The sequence below is a fragment of the Candidatus Poriferisocius sp. genome (assembly GCF_965219815.1).
In the GTDB taxonomy this organism is placed as follows: Bacteria; Actinomycetota; Acidimicrobiia; order Acidimicrobiales; family Bin134; genus Poriferisocius.
Map to the genome: position 1 here is coordinate 2,303,012 of NZ_OZ244791.1, position 16,087 is coordinate 2,319,098.

The following is a 16,087-nucleotide window of genomic DNA, read 5'->3' on the forward strand; positions in this document are numbered from 1 at the left end:
TGAGACAATAAATTCCCGACCCAAATGGGTCGGCCGCGCACTGCGGACGGACTAAGAAAGAGCTTTTTGCCAGCAAAAATTCGGGTCTACGAGCTTGCCCGCGAGCTCGGCCTCACAAACAAGGAAACGCTTGACCTCTGCGTCACGCTGGGGATCGGCGTCAACAGCCACTCCTCAAGCATCGTGGATGCCCAAGCGGACCGCGTCCGCCGGCGAGCGCATCGTGATGGCCTGGTTCGGCCCCCTGAGCCCGAACCTGAGCCGGAGCCGGAACCCGAGCCCGAGCCCGAGCCCGCACCAGAACCCGAGCCGGAACCTGAGCCCGAGCCCGCACCAGAACCCGAGCCGGAACCGGAACCTGTCGAGCCTGAGCCGGCCGCGGCCGAAGTAGAGCCGGAGTCTGTCGAACCCGAGCCCGAGCCGCCCAAGCCGACGCGGGTGGTTACCTCTAGTGGGGGAGTGCCTCCCCGCTCCCGTCCAGCAGAACCGTCGATCGAGCCTCCTCCCGATGCTCCACCGGCACCGCCGCGATCGGTGCCGAGGCCTGCATCCGAACCGCCGGCTGCTCAGCCAGCTGCCTCTGCTCAGCCAGCTGCCTCTGCTCAGCCAGCTGCCTCTGCTCAGCCAGCTGCCTCTGCTCAGCCAGCTGCCTCTGCTCGGACCAACCCCCCGCTCTCTCGTTCGGGCAAGCCGATTCCGCCGCCCCCTGGTCGCCCGCCGACGTCTTCTTCGGGCAAGCCGATTCCGCCGCCCCCCGGCCGGGGTGGGCGGGGTCCGGCACCGAGCCCCCGAAGAGGTCCTCGAGGACCAATGCGACCCTCAGTTGGCACCCAGGGGCCAGGGTCCGGTTCACCAGGACGGTCTCCTGCCCCTCTTGCTGCCCGCGGTCCCGCTGGTGCGCTCGGTGCGCCCCCCAGTGGAACGGGAGCTCCAGGCGGCCGAGGTCGAGGCGGCCCCCAGCGTCCTCAACAGAGGCGGCGCAAGAGTCGGCGTCGTCGGCGGGTGGCCGAAGACCTTCAGCCCATGAACATCCCCGACTACACCCCAACGGACGCGGCTGCGCCCACTGGGGTGGTGGTGATCGAGCGAGCCTCGACGCCGTTGGAGGTGGGTCCGAAGCTGAACCAGACGGCCGCCGATGTGGTGCGCTTCCTGATGCAGCAGGGTGAGATGGTTACCGCCACCCAGTCTCTGACCGACGACATGATCGAGCTGTTTGCTGCGGAGATCGGTGCCGAAGTCCGGCTGGTGGATCCCGGTGAAGAGCAGGAGAACGAACTGCTCAAGCTGCTCGAAGCCGACTTCGAAGAGGAAGAGCCCGAAGACGGCAACCCGGTTCGGCCTCCGGTTATCACCGTTATGGGCCATGTGGACCACGGCAAGACCAAGCTGCTTGACCAGATTCGCAGCGCCAACGTGGCCGAGGGCGAGGCTGGTGGCATCACCCAGCACATCGGTGCCTATCAGGTGGAAAAAGACGGACGAACGCTGACTTTCATTGACACTCCCGGCCACGCGGCTTTCACGGCAATGCGAGCCCGGGGCGCCGATGCCACCGACATCGTGGTGCTGGTGGTGGCGGCCGACGATGGCGTAATGCCCCAGACCCTGGAGGCCATCAACCACGCTCGGGCCGCCGATGTGCCCATTGTGGTTGCCGTGAACAAGATCGACCGCAACAATGCCGACCCCAATCGGACCATGCAGCAGCTCTCCGAGCATGAATTGGTGCCCGAGCAGTGGGGAGGCGAAACCATCGTGGTTGAGGTCTCCGCCCTTCAGAACCTGGGGATCGACGACCTGCTCGAACAACTGGCCGTGGTGGCCGAGGTGGAGGACTTGCGGGCGAACTCAGACGGTCGGGCTCGCGGCGTGGTGCTGGAGTCCAACTTGGATATCGGGCGTGGCCCGGTGGCCACTCTGTTGGTTCAGAACGGAACTTTGAGGCGAGGGGACCCAGTGGTTGCCGGAGCTTCCTGGGGACGGGCCCGGGCCCTGCTCGACGACCGCGGCAACCAGATTCAAGAGGCGCTGCCATCGAAGCCGGTGCAGGTGCTCGGACTCTCCGACGTGGCCAGCGCCGGCGACTCCTTCGTGGTGGCCCCCAACGAGAAGGTGGCGGCCAAGGTCGCCCAGACACGCGAGCACTCTCAGCGCATTGCCAGCTTGGGCCGGGATGCCGCAGCCACTTCGGGCGGGGCGCGCCTAGAGGACATCTTCAGCCAGATCCAGGCTGGGGAGACTGCGACGCTGAACCTCATCGTCAAAGCCGATGTGAACGGATCGCTGGAAGCAGTGGTGGACAGTCTCCAGCGCCTCGGCCGCGACGAGGTGAAGCTGGCTTTTGTCCATCGGGGCGTGGGTGGAGTAACTGCCAACGACATCCAACTGGCGGCCGCATCCAACGCCACCATCATCGGCTTCAACGTCAGACCCGATCGCAAGGCGAGAGAGCTGGCCGAACTCGAGAAGGTGGAGATCCGCACCTACGAGATCATCTACAACCTGATCGAGGATGTGGAGAACGCCATGGTGGGAATGCTGGCGCCGGAGTTCGAAGAGGTTGTCACCGGCGATGCCGAAGTACGGGAAGTGTTCCGGATTCCCCGGGTGGGCGCGGTGGCCGGCTGCTACGTGCTCAACGGGGCCATCACTCGAGGCTCCAAAGTCCGGTTCCTGCGAGACGGTGCGGTCATCTGGCGGGGCACAGTGTCCTCTCTCAAGCGCTTCAAAGATGATGTGCGCGAAGTGCAGTCGGGATACGAGTGCGGTATCGGCCTCTCCGACTTCCAAGACCTCAAGCAGGGTGACGTCATCGAGACGTTCGAGGAGCGAGAAGTCGCCCGAGTCTGACGATGCATGTGCTTGCCGTGGTCTACGACTTGCACATACCGGGCTGTCGTTCCCTGAAAGAGCGGCGTTCGGTGCTGCGCCCTGTCCTGTCGGGCGTAACCCGAAAATTCGGCGTCTCGGTGGCAGAAACCGGCCATACCGACCTCTGGCAGCGGGCAGAGGTGGGCGTGGCGGTGGTATCGGGGCAATCCAGCCAATGCCGAACGCTCGCCGATGAGTTGGATCGCTATATGTGGTCGATTCCCGATATCGAAGTAGTGAGCTCCTCCTCCCACTGGCTGAACACAGACGAATAGCCGTGGCTCGCAATCGGCCATCGCGCCCCTCCCGCTACTCACGGTCAGCCCGGCTAGGCGAGCTGCTGCGAGAGATCGTGGTTTCTGAACTGGCCCGCGTGGACGACGATCGCTTGGAGCTGGCCAGCATCACCGGGGTGGAAACCAGCGTCGAGTTGAGCCGGGCAACCGTGTTCATCAGCGCTCTAGACGAAGAGGCGGCCTCTGCCGCCCTCGAGGCCCTGGAGGAGCACCGTCTCCAACTCAAACAGGCGGTGGCCCGCTCAGCAGCGATGCGGAGAGTTCCCGACCTGACTTTCGCCCTTGATCCGTCGATCTCGGCCGGCGAGCGAGTCGACCGAATTCTCCGCGACCTGGCTGATGAGGACGAAAGGTGAGCGCTTCCGGCGGATTGGCGGTCTTCGACAAATGAGTGGGAGTGCCGTCGACGGATTGGCGGTCATCGACAAAGAGGCTGGGTGGACGTCCCACGACGTGGTGGCCAAGGCCCGGGGTGTCTTCGGCACCCGCAAAGTGGGGCATGCGGGCACGCTGGACCCCGATGCCACCGGGGTGCTGCTGTTGGGAGTAGGCCGTGCCACCAGGCTGTTGCGGTTTCTCACCCCGTTGCCCAAACAGTATGTGGGCGAATTGGTGCTTGGTGCCGAAACCACCACGCTGGATGCCGCCGGTGAGGTCACCGCGGTCCACGACATGTCTGGTGTGACCCCGGAGCAGGTGGCCCAAGCCGCATCAGGCTTCGTCGGCAACATATTGCAGATTCCACCAATGGTCTCCGCGGTGAGAGTCGGGGGCCGTCGGCTGCACGAGTTGGCGCGCGAAGGAGTCGAAGTCGAGCGGGAAGCCCGGCCGGTGACCGTCCATGAACTGGCGGTAGCCCCGTTGGATGCTGACGCCGGGGTTTACCGGATGGAGGTCACCTGCTCCTCGGGAACGTATATCCGCTCGTTGGCCGCCGACATCGGCACCGCCTTGGGGGGCGGCGGACATCTTCGGGTGTTGCGGCGCATAGCCATCGGCTCGTTCGCAGTCGACGAAGCCCGGCCGGTGGACGCGCCGGTGCTCTTGTCCATGGCGGAGGCCTTGCGGGACTACCCCGCGGTGTCGGTCGACGAGGCTCTCGGCCAGAGAGTGGGGAGCGGACAGGTGTTGGCAGCCGATGAGCTGTCGGCGGAGGGAGAAGGTCCGTGGGCTGTGCTCGGACCACAGGGCCACCTCCTGGCCGTCTATGAGGCCCATCTCCCTGGCGTGGTCAAACCAGCAGTTGTAATCCCCCAGTGAGGGCCGGTGCGCTTGCCATTGCCGTGATCGGGATTGTCCACTCTGAGGCTTCGCCCGCTACCGTGCAGAGCGGTGCAAGTCATCGAGGACTTTGGCCGCTTCGAAGGCATTGAGGAAACCGCGGCCAGTATCGGGGTGTACGACGGTGTCCATGTCGGACATCAGGCGGTGATCAATCAGCTTCTCTCCGAAGCGAATCGACTGGGCGTGGCCCCCGCAGTGGTCACGTTCGACCGCCATCCAGCGCTGGTGTTGCGGCCGGAGAACGCCCCCAAGCTCCTGAATTCCCTCGATCAGAAGCTGGAGCTGCTTGATGCGGCCGGCATCGAATACGTGTACCTGATTGAGTTCTCTCCCGACCGAGCCCACACGATGCCGGAAGACTTTGTGCGCGAGGTGTTTGTGAAGAGGCTTCAGGTTCGGAGCGTGGTGGTGGGCGAAGACTTCCACTTCGGCCGGGCGCGTCTGGGAAACATCGACACATTGCGGAAATTCGGCATGGAGATGGGCTTCGAGGTTCACGCGGTGAAGCTCCTTCATCATGATGACAAATGGCCCGAGCCGGTGTCCTCAACTGCCGTGCGCCGGGCGCTGGCCGGAGGGGATGTCCGCACGGCGGCGGCCATGCTGGGGCGGTACCACGAGATCAGGGGCAAGGTGGTGCTGGGGGATCGGCGGGGGATGACCATCGGATTTCCCACCGCCAACATCCCGGTGTCCATGGCTATGGCCTGGCCCGCCGACGCGGTCTACGCCGGCTGGTACACCCGTCCCGACGGGTCCCGGTACATGGCAGCCATCAACATCGGCCGGCGGCCCACGTTCTACGAGCACGCCCAGCAATCGCTGTTGGAGGCGCATCTCCTGGATTTCGAGGGAGACCTCTACGGCGAGGAGGCCAGAGTCGAGTTTGTGGAGTTGCTGAGAAGCGAGCACCGTTTTGACGGCATCGAACCCCTGGTGAAACAGCTCCGCATCGACGTCGCCTTGTCCCGGGAAATCTTGATGGCGGAACCTTCCCACCAAAAGCCATGAAGCTCATTCTCCTCTCCCGGGAAATCTTGATGGCCGAGCCATCCTGCTGACTGGTATGGAGTTAGCTCTTTTCTCGGAGATTCCCGTACCTCGGCCGTGGCACCACGACAGCGAGCAGCTTCGGTATAAGGAGCTCATCCAGCAGGCAGTGCTGGCCGACCAACTCGGGTATCACAGCTTTTGGACGGTCGAGCACCACTTTCTGGAGGAGATGTCCCACAGCTCCAATCCCGAGGTGCTCTACGGGGCGGTGGCCGCGCTCACCGAGCAGATTCGGTTGGGCTATGGCGTGCGCTTGACGCCCAAGCCCTACAACCACCCGGTTCGCAGCGCCGAGTCGGCCGCCACGCTGGATGTGATCAGCGGGGGGCGGGTGGAGTTTGGCACCGGTCGCTCCACTACCCGAGCCGAGCTCGAGGGATTCGGGATCGACCCCCGGGAGACCAGGGCCATGTGGGCTGAGGCGGTCGAGCACATCGCCGGCTGCTGGCTGAACGACGAGCATGAGTTCCAGGGTCAGTATTGGTCGATGCCCCGCCGTCGGGTATTGCCCAAGCCGGTGCAGAAACCCCATCCTCCCCTGTGGGCCGCCACCGGCAGCCGCGAGACCCATCAACTGGTGGGGGAGATGGGAATGGGCTTGCTCTCATTCAGCGCAGGGGTATCGCTGGAGGAGTTGGCCCTGCGGGTTGACCTGTACCGCGAGGCGGTGGAGGCCTGCCAGAATCCGGTAGGCGGCTATGTGAACGACCGGGTGGCCACCTTCGCCATGTTTCACTGCGCGCCCACCACGGCCGAGGCCTACGAGAACGCCCGAGAATCGTTCTGGTGGTATCCCACGGTGGCATTCAAGCTGGTGGGCAGCGTGGCTGAGATGCTCCAGGAAGAGGGCGCTGATCTCGGCGACTGGAACTACTTGCGGTATCTCCCCGGAATGACCGCGGAAGCCGACTGGGACACCACGTTCAGCATCGAGGACCTAGTGGAACAGGGCGTGGCCATTGCCGGTGACCCCGACCAGTGCATCGAGCTATGCCAGGGCTTTGCCGACCTCGGCGTCGACCTGCTGTTGTGCATGATGAACCCTTACGCCATCCCCCATGACAAGGTCATGGAGAGCATCCGCCTTACCGCCACCCACGTGATGCCCGCCCTCAGTCGCTGACTCGCATCAATGTGTTAGCGTCAAATTGCTCTCGAGGAAGGGAGAAAAATGAACGATTCGCTGCAAACCAGAAAATTGTTGTTCTCATCTTTAGTTTTTGCCTTGCTGTCCTTTGCGGCCAGTTTTCTTGTATGGCCAATGCAAGTAATGCTGACAGCAGACAGGTATGAACCTCCTGGAACTGAGCCATTCGCTGCACTTCTTGCCATAATTTGTCTACTAGTCTTTGCGTCTTGGATTTCATTATTTGTCGCGTTTACCGGACGTAATTCCGAATCAGATAGTGTCAGCTTTTCTGGCTGGTCGGGATCAATTTTGGCCATCAACGGATTAACCTGTGCGTTTCTTATTCTCTTGGTTGCGGCTGTTTGGAGAGATTTAGATAGCATCGGCGCGGCTAGAGTATCCAGGGTTCTGATCGTTATTGCCTCGGTGCAGTTTTTTGTGGCACTAGTTGCGGTTGTAAATCAGTTGAGCATCCGAACTCAGCCAGTTGCTCCCAGTGCGTTCGAAGACTCTGGAGACCAAGTAGAACCTGAATAGCCACAATGCTGATACCCAAGTGAGGATGGGCAGCTCCCGTGGTCAGTGTTGGCCACCGAGCAGGGCGTTGACTTCGGCCCTCGTAGGCATGGAGGGTTGAGCGCCGGGGGTGGCCACGGCTAGGGCGCCGGCGGCATTGGCGAAGCGGACGGCTTCGACAAGGGGGCGCTCTTCAGCCAGGGCAATGCCCAAGGCTCCGCAGAAGGCATCTCCTGCACCGGTGGGATCCACCACGTCTGCGGGGTAGGGGGGAACCACAACCTCGCCCACTTGGGCTCCCCGGCTGCCCAATGTGATGACCGTGTCGCATTGGCCTGTTTCCGGGCCGATCGCGTCGATCTGGACTTGCTCTGCTCGGTTCATCACCAAGACATCGGTAAGCGGCATGACGGCCTCGACGAGAAATGGGTCTACTGGGGCAGGGTTGAACACCACCGCGGTTCCCCCCGACCGGGCGGCCTGGGCGGCCCGCCGAGCCCCAGCCGCCCCCACTTCGCCTTGCAGCAACAGCACATCGGCGGCGGCGATGACCTCTGTGGCCGCGTCAGCATCGGCGGCCCCGGTGCTGGCGTTGGCCCCGGCCACAATCACGATGGAGACATCGGCCGGGGTGATGAGCGGCACCGCCGTGCCAGTGGGTTCTTCGGAGACGCGGACGAGACTGGTGTCCACGCCGCTGCTGTTGAGCACTGACAGCAACCAGCGGCCCCGGTCGTCGTCGCCCACACAGCCCACCATGTGCGCCTCGGCCCCAAGGCGGGCCGCTGCCGTTGCCTGGTTGGCCCCCTTGCCCCCGGAGAACGCTTCCATTCGCTGGGCCCTCAACGTCTCGTCTGGGCCCGGAAGCCGGTCCATCCAGATAGACAGGTCGTAGTTGAGGCTGCCGAAGGACACCACCTTCATGGCTCCAGTATCCCTCACAACGCACAGGTAGGTGTTTTGGTCTTTGGGGTGGTAGCTTGAACGGGTCCCCCGGGCATAGGCACAGCCTCAAATGACATGGAGCAGTGCAATCGCCCTTTTTCCGACCGACGGACACACTGAGTAGGGATGGCCGAGAAGCTACCGTCAAAGACCGCGACAATCGAGAAGCGTCGCCTGCACGACACCGATACAGGCTCGCCTGAGGTTCAGATCGCATTGCTCACTGAGCGGATCAACCACCTCACCGAGCACCTGAAGGTTCACGTCAAGGACCACCACAGCAGGCGGGGCTTGCTGATGATGGTGGGCCGACGGCGCCGGCTGCTCGACTACGTCAAGGACAACGATGTTGAGCGGTACCGCGGCATCATCGCCGATCTCGGCCTTCGACGCTGAGTGTGTTGCGCCGCTGAGAAGCGGGTGTCGCCCGGGCGACCGACAGAAAACAGATAAGCGGGCCTAGAGAGAGGCCAGCTGCCAGTTGAAGGGGCCGAGTCAGGCTGGGCCTCTCCAACTGGGAACTGGCTCCGTCCGGCCCGCTCGGACCATGCGTGGTCCGGAGAGGAGCAAAAATGGCGGAAGCCATCACCGTCTCGGCCGCAGTCAGCGGTGCCGAGAACAAAACCCTGTCTTTTGAGGCAGGTCGTCTGGCCGGACAGGCCGACGGTGCCGTAGTCGCTCGCATGGGCGACACCACCATCCTGGTGACCGCGACGGCTGCCCGTCGTGTTCGCGAGGGTATCGACTTCTTCCCCCTCACCGTCGACATCGAAGAGCGGATGTATGCCGCGGGCAAGATCCCGGGCTCGTTCTTCCGGCGGGAGGGTCGGGCCCCCGAATCGGCCATCCTGACGTGCCGACTCATCGATCGACCGCTGCGGCCCTCGTTTCCCGACGGGTTCCGCAACGAGATCCACATCGTCGGAACCGTTCTGGGTGCCGACCAGGAGAACCCCTACGACGTGATCGCCATCAACGGGGCATCGGCTGCACTGAGCATCTCGGGCATCCCGTTCGCCGGCCCGATCGGCGCGGTGCGGGTGGCCCACAGTGCCGATGGGGAGTGGATTCCCCATCCCACCTACGCCGAGGGCGCCGACTCCACGTTCGAGATGGTGGTTGCCGGACGGGTTCTGGACGACGGCGACGTGGCAATCATGATGGTGGAGGCCAACGGCACCGAGGCCGGCTGGGAGCACTACAGCAACGGCGCCCCCAAGGTGGATGAGGCTGCCCTGGCCGAGGGCTTGGAGCGGTCCAAGGAGTGGATCAAAGAGGCAGTGGGTCTCCAGCGCCGTCTCATTGCCACTGCCGGGGTGAAGCCCCCCATGGAATACGACCTCCAGGTGGACTACACCCCCGAGGTAGAAGCGGCAGTGGCCGAGGTCGGCGCCGACAAGCTGGCCGCGGCGATGTCGATTGCCGACAAGACCGAGCGCCAGGAGGCCGAGTCGCAGGCCAAAGAGGAGATCGCATCCGCACTGGCCGACCGGTTCACCGAGTTGGAGGGCGCCGACAAGCAGATTTCGGCCGCCGTCCGCTCGCTCACCAAGAGCATCGTGCGCAACCGCATCGTTCACGACGGTGTGCGAATCGACGGCCGGGCCGCGGCCGATCTCCGGCCGCTGGGCTCCGATGTGGGGGTGGTGGAGACCGCCCACGGCTCAGGGCTGTTTGAGCGGGGCGAGACCCAGGTGTTGAACATCACCACGCTGGGCACGGCCCGGATGGACCAGATGATCGACGGGATCGATCCCATCGACAAGAAGCGCTACATACACCACTACAACTTCCCGCCCTACTCCACTGGGGAGACCGGCTTCATGCGGGGCCCCAAGCGCCGGGAGATCGGTCACGGTGCCCTGGCGGAGAAGGCGTTGGTGCCGGTGATCCCCAGTATGGACGAGTTCCCCTACACGCTGCGCCTGGTGTCGGAGGTGCTCTCGTCCAACGGCTCAACCTCGATGGGCTCGGTGTGCTCGTCCACGCTGTCGCTTATGGACGCGGGCGTGCCCATAAAGGCCCCGGTGGCGGGCATCGCCATGGGTTTGGTCTTCCATGAGGGTCGGTACACCACGCTCACCGACATTCTGGGCGCCGAAGACGCCTTCGGCGACATGGACTTCAAGGTGGCGGGCACCGCCGACTTTGTAACCGCCTTGCAGCTCGATACCAAGATTGACGGGCTGCCCGCCGATGTGCTGGCCGGAGCGCTCAATCAGGCTCGAGACGCCCGGCTCAAGATTCTGGAGGTCATGGCCGGGGCCATCAACGCTCCCCGAGATGACGTTCGGCCCACCGCTCCCAAGATCATCAAGTTCGAGATCCCGCTGGACAAGATCGGCGAGGTGATCGGGCCCAAGGGCAAGGTCATCAACACGATCCAGGCCGAGACCGGGGCCGAGGTGAACGTGGACGATGCCCAAGACGCCGGCATCGTCACCATCTCCTCACCCGACCGGGACAAGGTCGACGAGGCCGAGCGCCAAATCCGCTTGATCTTGGACCCGCCGACCGCCGATGTGGGCGAGGTCTACAACGGCAAGGTAGTGAACATCACTGCTTTCGGGGCGTTTGTGAACATCCTTCCCGGTCGCGATGGCTTGGTCCATATATCCAAGCTCGGTCGAGGTCGCCGCGTGGAGCGGGTTGAGGACGTGGTGGCCTTGGGCGATGACCTCGAGGTTGTCGTTGAGGACATCGATCCCAACGGCAAGATCAGCCTCAAGTTGACCGGCGACGACAGCAGCGACGACCGCGATTCTGGCCCCCGTTCCGATGATCGGGGTGGCCGGGATCGCGATGATCGCCGGGGCCGCCGGGACGACCGTCGGGATCGCGGCGACCGCCGCGACAACCGCCGTTCCGATGATCGGGGTGGCCGGGATCGCGATGATCGTCGGGGCCGCCGGGATGACCGCCGGGACGACCGTCGGGATCGCGGCGACCGCCGCGACAACCGCCGTTCCGATGATCGGGGTGGTCGGGGCCGAGGTGACTGGGAGGGTCCGTCCCAGGCAGCCTCCTTCGAAGACGACTTCGAGTCGCAGCTACGCGACGAGTTCGGCGACCTCGGGCCCAGCGGAGGCTCGCATCGCCGGGGCGGCGGTCGGGGCCGCGACCGGGATCGCGCCCCTCGATAGCCTGGCCCCAGGCTCCATTTTTCCGACCGGTTTGCCTCCGCTCGGCCCTATAACGTCTCGTCCATGCTTCGGGTAGGGGTGTTCGGCGCGGGGGGCAGAATGGGCGCCACCGTCTGTGAGGCGGTGGCAGCTGATCCGGATTTGGAATTGGTGGCCGCCGTGGACCCCATCCAGGCCGGTGGTTCCGCAGGCGGTGTGGTCGCGGTTGCCCACCGAGAGGCAATGGCGGAAGCCGATGCCGACGTGGTGGTGGATTTCACCATCGCCGAGGCAGCCCGCGACAACCTGATCTGGCTGGCCGATCAGCAGATCCACGCCGTCGTGGGCACGACGGGATTCACCGACGCCGACCTCGAGCGATTCCAAGCCGCGTTCACCGCGGCGGAGCGGGCATGCATCATTGCACCCAATTTCGCCATCAGCGCCGTGCTGATGATGCGCTTTGCCGAACTCGCGGCGCCCTATTTCGATACCGCTGAAGTGATCGAACTGCACCACGATGCCAAGATCGACGCTCCATCGGGAACCGCCCGGCTCACGGTGGACAAGATGGCGGCGGCGTCGGGCGACTGGGCCCCCGATCCCACTGAACACGAGATGCTGTCCGGCGTGCGGGGGGCGGAGGGCCCTACCGGCATCCGGGTCCATGCCGTGCGAATGAGGGGGATGGTGGCCCACCACGAGGTGATCCTGGGTGCTGAGGGCCAGACCCTTGTCATCCGCCAGGACTCCACCGATCGGTCCTCGTTCATGCCCGGCGTATTGGCCGCGGTGAAAGCGGCCCCGAACCGCTCTGGGCTCATCGTGGGCCTCGATACCCTGCTGGACATCTAGCGACGACCCAGTTGTGTCATTCCGGCGCCTGTTGCTGAACATCGCGGTGCTCTTGGCAGTGATGGCCATGATCGCCGCTGGGTTCTGGCAGCTCCACCGGCTGTCTGAGCGCCGGGAGCACAACAGCACCATCACCAGTCGCAGCGAACTCCCAGTTGTGCAGATTCAAGACCTGGCCGGCATCGACGATGACTACGACATAGGGGACAACATCGAGTTTCGCTCGGTCCGGGCTGTCGGTGTCTACCAGGTGGAAGATCAGGTCTTGATCCGCAACCGGACCTTCCAGGGTTCTGCCGGGTTTTGGGTTCTCACCCCGCTGCGGCTCCCAACCGGGGAGGCCGTCGCGGTCAACCGGGGCTGGATCCCTCACGGGGCTGGCACCGGCACTTCCCCCGCCGATTTCGCCTCTGCCGGTGGTGAGGTGGAGGTGATCGGGCTTGTTCGGGCTACGGTCACCGCCGCTGGGCTTCAGCAGTCAGACCCGTCTGGCGGGGTGCTCACGGAGATGGCCCGCCCCGATTTGGCCCGCCTGTCCCAACAGCTCGATACCGCCCTGTTGCCGGTCTACCTGCAACTCCAAGCTCAAGCACCGCCTGCTGGCGACTGGCCCGTCCCCGTTCCCCCTCCCGACCTCGGGGAGGGATCTCACCTGGCCTACGCCGTCCAATGGTTCGTCTTCGCCACCATCGCCCTGGTGGGCTACCCCCTCATCCTGAGACGCCTAGGCCGCCCCGGAGACCGGGATCGAGAAGCGGAAGTAGTCTGATCTGGTGCCGTATTCGTCTGGGATGGAGGGGCGCGTCCTCTATGCGCTGCGTACCAAGGGCATGGCTGACGCTGAATCTGTGGCCCTGGCCACCGGCTTGTCGGCGACACAGGCCGCGGGCGTCCTGAGCGAATTGGGGGAGAGGGGCTGGGTGCGCTACCGGGACGGGAAGCGAGCCCAGGGGTGGATGCTGCTCGGGGAGGGCAGGGCCGAGGCCGAGCGGCTAGTGGCCGCCGAAATCGAGAGTTCCGGCACCAGACCCCTCATCCAGGAGCAATATCAGTTGTTTCGGGTGCTGGACCCTCAGTTGAAGGAGGTCTGCACCGATTTCCAAGTACGCGGCGACCAGACGCTCAACGACCATACCGATCCCGACTACGACGCCGCTGTCATAGCCCGACTGGCCGAGATCAACCAGCGGGTCCAGCCCATTGTCGCCCGCTTAGCCGATGCCCTTGACCGATTCGGCCACTATGGAGGGCGGCTCGACAACGCGCTGCTTCGTGTGCAGGGCGGCGAACTTAACTGGTTTACGAAACCCTCCATGGATTCCTACCATGAGGTGTGGTTCGAGTTGCACGAGGATCTCCTGGTGACCCTGGGGATCGATCGGGCAACCGAGATGGCCGACGACGCCGCTGAAGCGTAAGGAGAACCCATGGCTCGATTTGGAAAGGTGCTCACCGCCATGGTCACACCGTTTGCCGACGACGGCTCGCTCGACCTGGAGACCGCCGCGTCGCTGGCCCAATGGCTGGTTGACAACGGGAGCGACGGACTGGTGGTGGCGGGCACCACGGGAGAGGCGCCGACGCTGACCCACGACGAGCAAATCGACCTCATCGGCACGGTCGTCTCTGCGGTGGATGCGCCGGTGGTGGCCGGAGCGGGCAGCAATGACACTGCCGCGGCCGTGGAGCTCACCGAGCGGGCTCAAGAGGCCGGGGCTGATGGCATCTTGTCGGTGACCCCGTACTACAACCGGCCTTCGCAAGCCGGCCTGGCCAAGCACTTTGCCACGGTGTCCGGGGCCACCGATCTACCGGTGCTCATCTACGACATTCCCGTGCGCACCGGGCGAAAGGTGGACACTGCCACGCTGCTGGAGTTGGCCCATGGTGTCGCCAATATCGTCGGCATCAAGGACGCGGCCGGCGACCCCGCCGAGACCGCCGCGCTCATCGCCCAGGCCCCCGAGGGCTTTGAGGTGTACAGCGGCGACGACAGCCTCACCCTGCCGCTGCTCGCGGTGGGGGCGGTGGGGGTTATCGGGGTGGCCACCCACTGGGCCGGTACCGAGCACGCCGACATGATCGCCGCTTTCGAGGGGGGCGACGTTGGGGCCGCGGCCAAGATCAACGCCAGCCTCATGCCGTCGTTTGACTATGAGACGGGGTTGACAGCGCCCAACCCAATTCCGGCCAAGGCGATGATGCGCCTTATCGGCATCCCGGTCGGTCGCTGCCGCCCACCCCTGGACGTCGAGCCTGAGGGCTTGGCCGAGGCCGCTGCTGAGGTGCTGGCCGGCACAAGACTCGGTGCCGATGGCTGATCCGGTTCAGATCACCTTTCTGGGCGGGTTGGGCGATATCGGGAGGAACTGCGCGGCCATCGAATCCGGGGGCGAGGTTCTCCTGCTGGACTGCGGAATCCTGTTTCCCGATGAGGACATGCCCGGCGCTGAATTCGTGCTCCCTGATTTGGAGTACCTGCGCGATCGCGCCGATCGCATCGTTGGCTGCATATGCACCCACGGCCATGAGGATCACATCGGCTCGCTGCCCCATGCCCTGGAATGGCTGTCGTTTCCGATCTACGCCTCGCCCTTCACCCTGGGATTGATCCGCAACCGCCTGGAGGAGCGGGGTGTTATCGACCGCACAACCCTCAACCCCATCGGCGACCACGACCGGCTCCGCATCGGGAGCTTCGACTGCGAGTTCATCCCCGTCACCCACTCGGTTCCCTCGGGGTTGATCTCGGCCATCCGCACTTCCCAAGGGGTCGTCTTGCACTCCAGCGACTTCAAACTGGATCTGAACCCAGTGGACGGTCGGCGCACGGACCTCGCCCGGATCGGGGCCATCTCTCGAACCGACGGAGTGCGGCTGCTGCTGTGCGATTCCACCAACTCGGAGATTCCCGGCAGCTCCCGGTCGGAAACCGAGGTTGGAGAGGTGCTTCGAGGGGTGTTTGCCGCCCATCCCGGCCGACGCCTGGTAGTGGCCGCCTTCTCCAGCCATGTTCACCGGGTTCAGCAGGTGGTGGATGCCGCGGTGGAGTCGGGGCGCAAAGTGGCCACGCTGGGGCTGTCCATGAAGCGCAACTTCGCCCTGGCCCGGGAGCTGGGCTTGCTCACGATGCCCGACCACGCGGTGATCGACGTGGCCGATGTCGACCGGTATTCCCCCGGGCAGGTGTGCGTGGTGTCCACTGGCTCGCAGGGGGAGACCCGCTCTGCCCTGGCCATGGCCGCCACCGGGGACAGCCGCTGGATCGACATCGGACCCGACGACACCGTGGTGTTGAGCTCGACGCCCATCCCCGGCAACGAGGCCCGGGTGGCCCGGATGATCAACAACCTGGTGGATCGGGGGGCCGAAGTGGTCCACAGCGGGCAACTAGACGTCCATACCACCGGCCACGGCAAGCAGGACGAGCTCCGCACCCTGCACACGGTGGCCGACCCTGAGTTCTTTGTGCCGGTTCACGGCGAGGTTCGCCACCTCGTTGCCCACGCCGATCTGGCGATGAAGATGGGCATGGCCGCGGATCGAGTGGTCCTCGCTCGCGACGGCGAGCAGATCGAGTTGAGCGACAGCGGTTTGGCCAACCGGGGAAAGGTCACTTCGGGGGACTACTACTTTGTGAACGGGCAGTTGATCGAGAACGGCAGGGAGCTGTTCGGCGAGCGGTCCATCCTCGGCAGCCACGGAGTGGTCAACGTGGTGGTGGCGGTGAACCGCGCTGAGGGCCGCTTGCTGGCCCAGCCCCGGTTCGAGAGCAAGGGCTGGGTGGGGGGCGATGCGGCGAAAGATCTGGAATCGCTCGGCGCCGACGAGGTGGCGGCCGCCGTGGAGGAGGGCCTGGCTTCAGGGGAGGATGGCGACTTGGAGCGGCTGGTGCGCCGGGCCGCCGGACAGTTTGTCAACCACAACACCGGACGCCGTCCGATGATCGTCCCCATCATCATCGAGTTCTGAACAAACCGGCCGCGATCTGGCCAAACCATTGGTTACTGGTG

At 64.6% G+C, this 16,087-nt stretch carries 16 protein-coding genes and 1 pseudogene; 15 read left to right on the forward strand and 2 right to left on the reverse strand.

Annotated features, from left to right (window positions below; translation table 11 throughout):
• Positions 1–24 precede the first annotated feature (24 nt).
• Positions 25–189, forward strand: a pseudogene (locus ACOQPI_RS11040) (translation initiation factor IF-2 N-terminal domain-containing protein); the annotation flags it as partial.
• Between the two features lie 259 nt (positions 190–448).
• On the opposite strand, the gene ACOQPI_RS11045 reads toward ACOQPI_RS11040, so the two are convergent.
• Positions 449–811: a hypothetical protein gene (locus ACOQPI_RS11045; RefSeq protein ID WP_420621079.1), complete on the reverse strand. Its 363-nt coding sequence runs from the start codon at positions 809–811 to the stop codon at positions 449–451.
• A gap of 191 nt (positions 812–1,002) precedes the next feature.
• On the opposite strand from ACOQPI_RS11045, the gene infB reads away from it, so the two are divergent.
• The 7 genes from infB to ACOQPI_RS11080 all read left to right on the forward strand — a co-directional run bounded on the left by infB (position 1,003) and on the right by ACOQPI_RS11080 (position 7,173).
• Positions 1,003–2,853, forward strand: a complete 1,851-nt coding sequence (infB, locus tag ACOQPI_RS11050) for a translation initiation factor IF-2 (protein ID WP_420621027.1) — start codon at positions 1,003–1,005, stop codon at positions 2,851–2,853.
• Positions 2,854–2,855: 2 nt separating this feature from the next.
• A complete protein-coding gene (locus ACOQPI_RS11055) occupies positions 2,856–3,149 on the forward strand; it encodes a DUF503 domain-containing protein (RefSeq protein ID WP_420619694.1) in 294 nt (97 codons plus the stop codon).
• Positions 3,150–3,151: 2 nt separating this feature from the next.
• Entirely contained in the window at positions 3,152–3,526 is a 375-nt protein-coding gene (gene rbfA, locus ACOQPI_RS11060; RefSeq protein ID WP_420619695.1) for a 30S ribosome-binding factor RbfA, read from the forward strand.
• Positions 3,527–3,557: 31 nt separating this feature from the next.
• Positions 3,558–4,430, forward strand: a complete 873-nt coding sequence (gene truB / locus ACOQPI_RS11065) for a tRNA pseudouridine(55) synthase TruB (RefSeq protein WP_420619696.1) — start codon at positions 3,558–3,560, stop codon at positions 4,428–4,430.
• Positions 4,431–4,502: 72 nt separating this feature from the next.
• Positions 4,503–5,465, forward strand: coding sequence for a bifunctional riboflavin kinase/FAD synthetase (locus ACOQPI_RS11070; protein WP_420619697.1), 963 nt, complete (start codon positions 4,503–4,505; stop codon positions 5,463–5,465).
• Between the two features lie 55 nt (positions 5,466–5,520).
• A complete protein-coding gene (locus tag ACOQPI_RS11075) occupies positions 5,521–6,630 on the forward strand; it encodes an LLM class flavin-dependent oxidoreductase (protein WP_420619698.1) in 1,110 nt (369 codons plus the stop codon).
• A gap of 48 nt (positions 6,631–6,678) precedes the next feature.
• The gene (locus ACOQPI_RS11080) at positions 6,679–7,173 is read left to right on the forward strand and encodes a hypothetical protein (protein WP_420619699.1); all 495 of its coding nucleotides are present in this window, start codon (positions 6,679–6,681) and stop codon (positions 7,171–7,173) included.
• Positions 7,174–7,215: 42 nt separating this feature from the next.
• Here ACOQPI_RS11080 and ACOQPI_RS11085 read toward each other — a convergent pair whose 3' ends face one another.
• Positions 7,216–8,094 carry a ribokinase gene (locus ACOQPI_RS11085; RefSeq protein WP_420619700.1) on the reverse strand — a complete coding sequence of 293 codons (879 nt, stop codon included), beginning with the start codon at positions 8,092–8,094 and terminating at the stop codon, positions 7,216–7,218.
• Positions 8,095–8,223: 129 nt separating this feature from the next.
• On the opposite strand from ACOQPI_RS11085, the gene rpsO reads away from it, so the two are divergent.
• From rpsO to ACOQPI_RS11120, 7 genes are all read left to right on the forward strand, one after another.
• Positions 8,224–8,493, forward strand: a complete 270-nt coding sequence (gene rpsO, locus ACOQPI_RS11090; protein WP_420619701.1) for a 30S ribosomal protein S15 — start codon at positions 8,224–8,226, stop codon at positions 8,491–8,493.
• Positions 8,494–8,669: 176 nt separating this feature from the next.
• A complete protein-coding gene (locus ACOQPI_RS11095) occupies positions 8,670–11,240 on the forward strand; it encodes a polyribonucleotide nucleotidyltransferase (protein ID WP_420619702.1) in 2,571 nt (856 codons plus the stop codon).
• Between the two features lie 63 nt (positions 11,241–11,303).
• The gene (gene dapB, locus ACOQPI_RS11100) at positions 11,304–12,074 is read left to right on the forward strand and encodes a 4-hydroxy-tetrahydrodipicolinate reductase (protein WP_420619703.1); all 771 of its coding nucleotides are present in this window, start codon (positions 11,304–11,306) and stop codon (positions 12,072–12,074) included.
• Positions 12,075–12,087: 13 nt separating this feature from the next.
• Positions 12,088–12,843, forward strand: a complete 756-nt coding sequence (locus ACOQPI_RS11105) for an SURF1 family protein (protein WP_420619704.1) — start codon at positions 12,088–12,090, stop codon at positions 12,841–12,843.
• Positions 12,844–12,847: 4 nt separating this feature from the next.
• Positions 12,848–13,492: a MarR family transcriptional regulator gene (locus ACOQPI_RS11110; protein ID WP_420619705.1), complete on the forward strand. Its 645-nt coding sequence runs from the start codon at positions 12,848–12,850 to the stop codon at positions 13,490–13,492.
• Positions 13,493–13,501: 9 nt separating this feature from the next.
• Positions 13,502–14,395: a 4-hydroxy-tetrahydrodipicolinate synthase gene (gene dapA / locus ACOQPI_RS11115; protein WP_420619706.1), complete on the forward strand. Its 894-nt coding sequence runs from the start codon at positions 13,502–13,504 to the stop codon at positions 14,393–14,395.
• The gene (locus ACOQPI_RS11120; RefSeq protein ID WP_420619707.1) at positions 14,388–16,046 is read left to right on the forward strand and encodes a ribonuclease J; all 1,659 of its coding nucleotides are present in this window, start codon (positions 14,388–14,390) and stop codon (positions 16,044–16,046) included. Before dapA ends, ACOQPI_RS11120 begins: the two co-directional genes overlap by 8 nt.
• Positions 16,047–16,087 lie beyond the last annotated feature (41 nt).